This window comes from Alienimonas chondri (genome assembly GCF_013036045.1).
Classification (GTDB): Bacteria; Planctomycetota; Planctomycetia; order Planctomycetales; family Planctomycetaceae; genus Alienimonas; species Alienimonas chondri.
Genome location: NZ_WTPX01000006.1, coordinates 25,651 through 35,000, shown reverse-complemented (window position 1 = coordinate 35,000; position 9,350 = coordinate 25,651). Strand labels below are relative to the sequence as shown.

Sequence of the window (9,350 nt, the reverse complement as noted above, 5' to 3'; positions counted from 1 at the left end):
GCCTCGATTGGGACATGTGGCTTGGCCCGGCGCCCGAGGCGGACTACCGCGCCCTGCCGGAGATGCGGACCGGGTACGGCGGCGGCGTGCCGCTCTATACGAACTGCCACTACGCCTGGCGGAACTGGTACGAATACTCCGGCGGCCAAATGAACGACTGGGGCGCCCACCATGTCGACATCGCCACCTGGGCATTGGGCGCCGACGACAGCGGCCCGAGCAAGATCACCCCGGTGAGCTACTCGCTGCCGGTCGATTACAAGAACGGCTATCCGACGGTCGCCGACCGCTATAACTCGCCCACGAAGTTCGAAATTCACGCCGAGATGCCCGGCGGCGTGCCGCTGATCATCACCAGCGAGGGCGACAACGGCATCCTGTTCGAGGGGACGAAGGGTCGCTTCTTCGTCAACCGCGGCAAGCTGGCGGGCAAGCCGGTCGAAGACCTCGAAAGCAACCCGCTGCCCGAAGGCGCCGTCGAAGCGGTTTACGGCGGCCCGGTGAGCGAAAACCACACCGCGAACTTCATCGACGCGATGAAGTCGCGCGAGCAGCCGATCTCCGACGTCTGGTCTCACAACCGCATGCTCGAAACCTGCCACCTCGCGAATATCGCGATCCGGCTGGGGCGGGAATTGAAGTGGGATCCGGCCAAGCGCGAGATCGTCGGCGACGCCGAGGCCAATTCGTTCCTGTCGCGTGAACCGCGCAAAGGCTACGAAATCCAGATGTGATCCGGTCGCTGCGGACCTCGCCGCCGAGATCGACGTGATCCCGGCGGCGAGGTTCGGCATGCGCCGTAGACAACGACGCTCGACGGCTCTGCTTCCCCGATTCCCACCAGCCGCCCGCCGCTGATGCCCCTCTTCGCCGCCGGTTTGCTGGCTTCGCTGGCCGTGATTGCTCCGGCAGCCGAACCCGATGCGGCGCTGCTGCAGACCCCGGCGTTTCTGTGCGCCGATCAGGCGGACAATCGCATCCGCCTCGTGAACCCGCTCGCCCGGAACGGGGAGGACGCCGCGTTGTGGCTTTATCCCGCGGCGGAAGAGAGGCCGATCGAATATAAGCCCACCGACGCCAAGCGCGTGGAGTTCGGTGGAGAAACGTACATCCTCGCCGCCTATCACTCGCGCGTGCGGCTGATCCGCTTCAAAGACCTTGAACTCGTCAAGGATTATCCGTCTTACAGCAGCTGTCATTCTTACAGCAGCTGTCATTCCGCGGAGCTCTTGCCGGACGGGGCGATCGTCAGCGCCAACAGCAATCATGGCGTATTGCGGCTGCATCGATCGGCGGAGACGTTCGTCGATTTGAAGCTGCCGTATGCCCACGGGGTAACCTGGGACAAAGAGCGGGAACGTCTCTGGGCTCTCGGGGATCGTCTCTATCGATATCGCTACGTGGAGGGGAATCTCCTCCCGGACGGCCAGTTCGAGTTGCCGCTGACGCCGACCGGGCACGACCTGTTTCCGTTGAGAAAAGACTCCAAGCTGCTGGTCAGCAACAACGACGCGTTGTTTCTTTTCGACATCGAAACGGAGGCGTTCGAGACCGTTTCCGAACTTCCAGCGATCAAAAGCGCGAGCCAACATTCCGATGGCTCCATCTGGGTGAGCGAACCCAGAATGATCGAGAACGCCCCCAGCTGGCAGAGCGACTCCGTGATCCCCGTCCTGCCGAAAGGGTCGACAGGCCGTCACACGATCGACGGGGCGAGGTTCTATAAGGCCCGCTGGTGGCAGAAGGTCGAGTTCAGCTACTAAGCGCCGTCCGTTTCTCGCGACGACTTCTCGCGACGACGAGATCGCGACGCCCCGAACGTCGGGACGTTCGAGACTCCGCGATGCTCTCCCGACGTTCGACTCTCACTCCGGCCGTCCCGGGAGATGTCGCGTGAGTGCGATCTCCTCCCGGATTTCCCGGTCGACCCCGTCGACGAACCGCACCATCGCTGCGAGGATCGCCGCGTTGTGTCTCTCGTCACTGTCGCGAAGACGCGTCGCCGTCGCGTTTAAGTCCGCCCGCGCTCGATCGGCTCGCTCTGAGAGTTCTCCGTAAACCTCACCGGGACTGACCGGGGCGGTCGCCGCATCGCTCTGCATCCGCACCTCGTCGAATCGTTCAATCACGGTGAGGGAACGGGCGACGATCTCGTTCAATTCCAGCACGGTCTCCCTGGTGAACGGGGAGCCGAGCTGGTCCAGTTCCTGTTCGATAAACGGCGAGGCCGTCGCCTCGGCCGGTTCGGCGTCCTTCGCTCCATGCGGCGTTTCCTCGATGACGTTCTCGACGGGGGTCGTCATGACGGCTGCTGGAACGCTCTCGTGCGTCCCGTCGGCGCGATCGCAGCCGAACAGCGCCGACGAGAGAACGAGCAGGGCGGACAGCGACGACCGCCGTCGTATGAAGACGGGGCGACGGCGTTTGCGCTTGTTCATTTGAGGGTGCTCGGTCGGGGGAACGAAGTCGAAGTGAAAGAACTACCGGCGTCGGCCGTCGGCGCCGCCCCGGCGATCGCCGGACTCGCGGCCGCTGTCGTCTCGACCGTCACGGCCTCCCTGCGGCCCCCGATTATTGACGGGTCGGAAAGCCGCGGCGTTCAACAGGTGCTGGGCGACGTTCACGCCCAATTCCTGCCCGCCCTCGTCGTCCCACGGCCAATGGCTGCCGTTATAGATCCGGCTCTTGCCGTTCTGCGTCTGGGCTTCGGTCAGCGAGCGGAACCGGACGGGGACCAGCGGTCGGGGCACGCCCAGCGGATCGACGCCCTCGCCGTTGTATTCCTCCGAGACGAAGGTGAATCGGGTGTCGTCGCTGAAGAAACTCCGCATCACCTCGAACGTCGCAGCCCCGAACGTGGAGTGTCCCGAGGGGTAAGCGGGAAACGGCGGGGTCGGCGTGATCGGCTCCCGGGTATTGATGACCGAAATGCCGACCGGCTTCCACTCCTCGTTCTCAAGAGTGACGGCACGCCCGTCCGTTTGCTGCACCCGCCTCGCCGATCGCCGGGCCGATTGCAGCAGAACGGAGACCGGGTTGTCGCCGAGGGTCGAGGACGGCTCCTCCTCGGGGTCGACGCCGTCGGACCGCCGCATGCCGGTCACCGGGCGCCAATAATTGTAATAGTATTTGCTGTCCCAGGCGGCAATGCCCGCGTCCGCCAAGCCGACGTTCACCAGCGCCAGGTATCGGGCCATATCGACCGGATCGTCGATCCCCTCGCTGACGGCGACGGTCGCCGCGATCTGGTTGTACATCCGCGGCGGCGTGCCGAGCAGCGGGGTCGCGTCATATCCCCAAAAGTTGCCGATAAACCGCGATTCCGGCGTCGACAGGCTCAGCGACGTATCGGCGGACGCTCCGTACATGTGCGCCTCCCACCACCCCGTGACGTAGGCCATGGATCCCGGCTCCGGCGGGGGGCCGATGCGAAATTGATCACCGGACCCGAGGGCGAACGGCGTGACGCCGCCCCAGTAGGCGCCGAGGGCAAGGTCGAAGTCGCCGCTGGTCGGCGGGGTCAGGGGATCCGGTTCCCACTGGAAGACATCCGTCGAGCCGGCGTTGATCGGCGTGCCGTCGAACGCCGCCCCGCCGTCGGCGACCTGGCCGCCCTGCCCCCAATCGGGTTCGGAATGCGCGGAGCCGTCGTCCGCCCGCCGGGCAAGGATCGCCTCCGCGGCGGCCTCCCCGATCGCCCGGCCGGCGGCGAGGGCCTCCGGATCGGCGTCGATCTGAGCAAGGTCGGACTCCAGCAGAGCCGCGAGTCGTTCCGCCTGGGCCGGGTACAGCGCGGCCTGTACGTCGTGGGAGGCGTAGGCGACGGCGGCGTCCAGCGACGCCCCGCCGCCGGGCGGGTCGATCTCGTTGTATCCGGCGTACCGCCCGTCGATCGCGTTCGCGGCATCGAAAACCGCGATCTGAACCATCGCCAGACACCGGCTGGTTCGAGTCGGTCCGCCGTTCTCGAAGCCGACCGCGTCGGAGTCCGGGTCCGGCGTGTGGTCGATGGCCCCGGTGTCCAACAGGATCTCATGCCACAGCAGCACACGATCGACGGAATTCTCCACCTGCCTCGCTCGCGTTCGGTTCTTCAGCCGGCTCAGAACGTTGCGGGCCATCGCCGAGCGGCTCGTCTGACCCAGATACCCGATCTTCTGGGATCGGGTGAACTTCTCGCCTCGTTGGTCCCCGCGTTGTTGCCCCGGCGCCGGCGAAGCCGTCGCCAACATCATCACGGCCAGCGCTCCGGCCGCGTACGTCGAGCGTCTCATCGGAAGCTCCTTGTGGATTGAAGGACCGAAACCCAGAATGGGCGACGCCGCTTGTCAGGCGACCAGCGGCTCGCTTGTCGGACGACAAGCGACTCCACTCTCGGACGTCCCGTTGGCTTGTCAAGTGACAAGTCCGAAAGTTTTTCGCGTCCGAGCGTTCCGATCTCCGCTCACCGACCGAGGGAAACGACCCCGTGAGGGCCAAACAGCGCGAACAGACCCGCGAACAGATCGTCGCCGCGGCGCTCACGGCCCTGTCGGAACTGGGGTTCGACGGGGCCAGCACCCGAACGATCGCCGAGCTGGCCAGCGTCAGTCAGGGTTTGCTCACCTACCACTTCAAGAACAAAGAGGAGTTGTGGCGGGCCGCCGCGGATCATCTGTTCGCCCTGCATGACGACTGGATGGAGCGGGCGATCATCTCCCCGGACAAGGCGGACTCCCGCACCAGGCAGCGGGAGTACATCCGTCGCCTGGTGCTCTTTCACGCCAAACACCCGGAGTTCACCCGATTCATGGCGCTTTACGGGAAGACCGACGACGTTCGGTCCCGCTGGCTGGCCGACACGCACCTCGCCCGCACCTACGCTCAAGTGGCGGAGGCGCTGGAGGACACGCCCGCGGCCGACCTGCCGCACGCGTTTTATACGCTGGCCGCAGCCGCCGGCGCGATGTTCAATGCGGGACCGGAATGCGAACGCATCACGGGGATCGACCCGACCTCGCGGGCGTCGGTGACGCGGCACGCGGATTATCTTGCTCGTCTGATGGTCCCGGACGCTCCCGCCGCGGCGTCCGACACATAAACGCGTCCATTGGCGAAACGGGGCCGGAGTGTGGAAACTCACCAGCCCCGCGGGTGACGGGGGCGGGCGCTGCGGAGGCACGCTGTTCGTCGGCGTCCTTGAAATAGCCCGTCGCCTTGCCGTCGCCCCGCCCCTCTTCAAACGGTCCCGCCGTGCTTCGATTCGTCGCTCTTTTACTGCTCTCCCCGTCGCTGCTGGCCGCAGAGCCTCCGGCTGCTGAAAGAAAGTCGCTGCCGCGGAGTACGCCGGAGGCGCAGGGCGTCTCTTCGGCGGGCGTGCGAGCGTTCGTGGAGGCCGCGGACGAAGGCGTGCAAGACATGCACAGCTTCATGCTGCTTCGGCACGGAAAGGTCGTCGCCGAGGGCTGGTGGGGCGACGAGGCGCCCGAGAAACCGCATATCCTGTGGTCGCTCAGCAAGAGCTTCACCTCGACCGCCGTGGGTCTGGCGATCGCGGAGGGGAAGTTCAAACTCGATGATAAAGTGTTGAGTTTCTTCCCGGACGACGCCCCGGCGGAGCCCTCGGAAAACCTGCAGGCGATGCGCGTCCGCGACCTGCTGACGATGTCCGCCGGGCATGCTGCGGAACCCAAGCTGACGGCGGACGGCGTGTGGACGCGGCAGTTCCTCGCCCACCCCGTGCCGCACGAACCCGGCTCCAGGTTCCGCTATAACACGCCGGCGACGTACATGCTGTCGGCGATCGTCCAAAAGGCGACCGGGCAAACGGTGTTGGATTATCTTCAGCCGCGGTTGTTCGAGCCGCTCGGCATTGAGAAACCGCGGTGGGACGCTAGTCCGCAGGGCGTGTCGATCGGGGGATACGGGCTGTTCCTCAAGACGGAGGACATCGCGAAATTCGGTCAGCTCTATTTACAGAAGGGGCGGTGGAACGGGCGGCAGCTCGTCCCGGCCGAGTGGATCGCCGCCGCGACCGCGAACCAGGTCGACAACAGCAAGGCCCCCAGCGCCGGCAACCCGGACTGGCGCGAGGGCTACGGCTTTCAATTCTGGCAGTGCCGTCACGACGCCTACCGCGGCGACGGCAAGGACGGCCAATTCTGCGTCGTGCTGCCGGAGCAGGACGCGGTGGTGGTCATGACCGCCAAGACCCGGACGTTGCAAACGCAGCTCGATTTGGTCTGGAAGCATCTCCTGCCGGCGATGCACGACGAGTCGTTGCCGGCGAATCCCGCGGAGGCCGACCGATTAAAGGCGACGCTCGCCGGCCTTCAGTCCCCTGCTCCGCCGCAGGAAGCGTTTCTCGCCCCGCCGGCGCACGTCGGTCCGCCGCAGGCGGCGCACGCCTTAAAGAGCCGCAAATTTCAGGGGATTCCCAGCCTGGCGGTCGCGCCGGGCGGGCGACTGTGGGCGAACTGGTACGCCGGCCCCACGCCGGGCGAGGATCAGAACAATTATGTGGTCGTCTCGACCAGCGACGACGACGGAGCGTCTTGGCGCGAAGCGCTGGTGATCGACCCCGACGGTCCCGGTCCCGTGCGGGCGTACGATCCCGAATTATGGCTCGCTCCGAACGGCCGTCTTTATATCTTCTGGGCACAGGCCGAAGGCCATAACGGCACCGTCGCCGGCGTGTGGTGCGTGCAGACCGACGAACCGGACGCCGCCCGACCGACCTGGAGCGCCCCCCGACGGGTCGCCGACGGCATCATGATGTGCAAACCAGTCGTGCTCAGCAGCGGCGAGTGGGTCCTGCCGGCGTCGACGTGGCGGGCGACGGACGCCAGCGCCCGCATGATCGTCTCCACGGATCAGGGCGAAACGTGGTCTCTCCGCGGCGCCTGCAACGTCCCGAAGGAGGTGCGTTCCTTCGACGAGCACATGTTCGTGGAGCGAGCCGACGGCTCCCTGTGGATGCTGGTGCGAACGAATTACGGCATCGGCGAGAGCGTCTCGACCGACCGCGGCGCCACTTGGCCGGACCTCACGCCCTCGCAGATCGCCCACCCCAGCGCCCGGTTCTTCATCCGGCGGCTCGCCTCGGGCAAGCTGCTGCTGGTCAAGCACGGACCGATCGCCGAACGCACGGGCCGCTCGCACCTGACGGCGTTCCTCTCCGACGACGACGGCGCCACTTGGACCGGCGGGCTGCTGCTTGATGAACGCAACGGCGTCTCCTACCCCGACGGTCAGCAGACCGACGACGGCCGCATTCATCTCATCTACGACTACAGTCGCACCGGCGCCCGGCAGATCCTCATGGCGACCTTCCGGGAGGAAGACGTCGCCGCCGGCGAAGCGGTCAGCGATGCGGTCGAGTTGCGGCGGGTCGTCAGCGAGTTCCCGGACGGCGAGCTGTGATCTGGATCCAATCTTGGGCGGTGGGTTTCAGAAGTGCCGGAATATGAGCGAGCCGACTTCTGAACAGCCGACGACAATCGGACACCGCACGTGGCGCCTGCTGCGGACGTTGGGCCTGCCATGGATCTTCTGCGGCGGGCTGCTGGGGGCGTTGGTCGGGCTGACCCCGGACTCTGCCTATGTCGACGGTCCTTTTCGCGAACACAGTCCGCGAATCACGGCAGAACTAACACGATCCCAATTTCCGGCCGGCCATCCGGGCGGCTTGGTTCTAGGATGGAACGAGCGGGGCTACATGCTACGTCTTTATGAAATTGATCAGCGTTCGCCCAATTTTTCCCGGGCCAGCGGGCATGCAGAGTTGCTCGGAGTACCGCTGGGCCTCAGTTGGATGTGGGGAGACAGCGGATTGGGATCATGGTGGGTCTACAAGGTCAGTGTGTGGTGGCTGATTGGCCCGCTGCCGCTGTGGAGCGGCTTGAACCTCTGGCGGTGGACGCGACGCAGCGGGTGATCCGCGTCCACGGGTCCGGTCAACTCGCTCATAGTGCCGCGGACGGCTCAAGCGAGCAGTTCCGTGATCGGGCCGTCCGCTTCGCCGCCCTGGAAGTTCTCCGGGGTCGGCACGCCCATCGCCTGGAAGATCGTCTGCCACAGATCGCCGAGGCGACGGTCCTCTTTCACCAAATGCCCCTGATGCCGGATGCCGGCCGCGGCGCCGCCGCAGAAGACGGCCGGCAGGTGGTGATTATTATGGGCGTTGATCGTGCCGCCGCTGGAGCCCCAGGTGACCATGCAATGGTCCAGCAGCGTGCCGTCGCCCTCCTTCACCGACTTCAATCGATCCAGGAAGTAGGCCCACTCCTGCATATAAAGAATATCGGACTTGGTGAACCATTTCAGTTTGTCCGGGTCCTCGCCGTGGTGGGTCATCGTGTGATACCCGTACGGGTTCCCCTCGGACTTCCAGGCGCCGGTGCCGTCGCTGTTGTCCATCCGCGGCATATAGGAGACGACCCGGGTGGAATCGCTTTGTAGCGCCAGCGTGATGACGTCGAACATCAGCCGTTGATAACGACGATAGTCCAGACCGCTTTTGGAGGGGTCGAGTCCCTGATCGGAGCCGAAATCGATCGGGGCCACCTCCGGTTTTTCGCGGTGGAGCCACGATTTCTGCTCCTGCATTGCGACCTCGAGATCGCGGACGCCGGTGAGGTATTCGTCCAGCTTGGAGCGGTCCCCCTGCCCCAGCGCGTGGTGCAGGTCGCGGGCGTCGTGCATCACCGAATCGAGCACGCTGGAGCGACGGGCGAACGCGGCTTCGCGGGCGGCGACGCTCTCCTTGGAATCCGGCCGGAACAATTGGTCGAACAGCACGTGCGGCCGGTTCTCCGCGGGCAGCGGCGTGCCGGACTTCGTCCAGCTCAGCGTGTGGTCCTGCGGGTTGCCGAAGCCGGTGCCCCGCTTCACGCCCAGCACCAGCGAGCGATACCGCGTCTCCTGCCCGATCGCGGCGGCCAGTTCTTGATCGCAGGAGATCCGCAGTTGGCCGCCGGCGTCGTGCGTGGCGGTGCCGGTCAGAAAGGTGCGGTCGCCGCCGTGTCCGCCGGAGTGCGTCAGCTTCAACCCGGAGACGACGGTGAACTCGCCCCGGTGCGGCTCCAGCGGTTCGAGGATCGGCGTCGTCTTGAAGTCCGGTCCCTCGGTCTCCGGGGTGAAGTCCCGGCCGTTGATGCCCAGTCCCCACATGCAAAACACGGCCCGTTTGGGCACGCCGTCATGGCTCTTGCCGGGATCGGGGCGGTCGGCGTCCTCCTGCGCGAACGCTCGCACGCCCATCGCTTCCAGCAACGGCAGGGCGACCGAAACCCCCGCCGCCCCGCGCAACAGCGTTCGCCGGGTGAGCGACTCGCGGGAGAGACGTTGGCGAGACGGGCGGGACATGGGGG

General features: G+C 65.9%; 8 protein-coding genes (1 of these 8 running past the window's edge). 5 read left to right on the top strand and 3 right to left on the bottom strand.

All coding sequences use genetic code 11. The annotated features are described in order from the left end of the window. On the top strand, nt 1-734 hold the 3' portion of the coding sequence (locus LzC2_RS01730; protein ID WP_171183083.1) for a Gfo/Idh/MocA family protein. The gene continues 637 nt to the left of window position 1, outside the view; only the last 734 of its 1,371 coding nucleotides appear in the window; its start codon lies off the left edge, out of view; the stop codon is at nt 732-734. Between the two features lie 123 nt (nt 735-857). Further along, nucleotides 858-1,763: a DUF6528 family protein gene (locus tag LzC2_RS01725; protein ID WP_171183080.1), complete on the top strand. Its 906-nt coding sequence runs from the start codon at nt 858-860 to the stop codon at nt 1,761-1,763. Nucleotides 1,764-1,865: 102 nt separating this feature from the next. Here the strand turns inward: LzC2_RS01725 and LzC2_RS01720 are convergent, their stop codons facing one another. Then, the gene (locus LzC2_RS01720; protein ID WP_171183078.1) at nt 1,866-2,303 is read right to left on the bottom strand and encodes a hypothetical protein; all 438 of its coding nucleotides are present in this window, start codon (nt 2,301-2,303) and stop codon (nt 1,866-1,868) included. A 177-nt stretch (nt 2,304-2,480) separates the two neighbouring features. Continuing rightward, a complete protein-coding gene (locus LzC2_RS01715) occupies nt 2,481-4,274 on the bottom strand; it encodes a vanadium-dependent haloperoxidase (RefSeq protein WP_171183076.1) in 1,794 nt (597 codons plus the stop codon). Between the two features lie 194 nt (nt 4,275-4,468). Here LzC2_RS01715 and LzC2_RS01710 point away from each other — a divergent pair, with 194 nt between their 5' ends. From LzC2_RS01710 to LzC2_RS21730, 3 genes are all read left to right on the top strand, one after another. Next, complete coding sequence (locus LzC2_RS01710; RefSeq protein WP_171183074.1) at nt 4,469-5,080, top strand: TetR/AcrR family transcriptional regulator; 612 nt, start codon at nt 4,469-4,471, stop codon at nt 5,078-5,080. 152 nt (nt 5,081-5,232) lie between these two features. Continuing rightward, nucleotides 5,233-7,401 carry a serine hydrolase gene (locus LzC2_RS21735; protein ID WP_206678528.1) on the top strand — a complete coding sequence of 723 codons (2,169 nt, stop codon included), beginning with the start codon at nt 5,233-5,235 and terminating at the stop codon, nt 7,399-7,401. Between the two features lie 295 nt (nt 7,402-7,696). After that, entirely contained in the window at nt 7,697-7,915 is a 219-nt protein-coding gene (locus LzC2_RS21730; RefSeq protein WP_206678527.1) for a hypothetical protein, read from the top strand. Nucleotides 7,916-7,962: 47 nt separating this feature from the next. On the opposite strand, the gene LzC2_RS01695 is transcribed toward LzC2_RS21730, so the two are convergent. Then, nucleotides 7,963-9,345: a DUF1552 domain-containing protein gene (locus tag LzC2_RS01695; RefSeq protein WP_171183070.1), complete on the bottom strand. Its 1,383-nt coding sequence runs from the start codon at nt 9,343-9,345 to the stop codon at nt 7,963-7,965. Between the last annotated feature and the right edge of the window lie 5 nt (nt 9,346-9,350).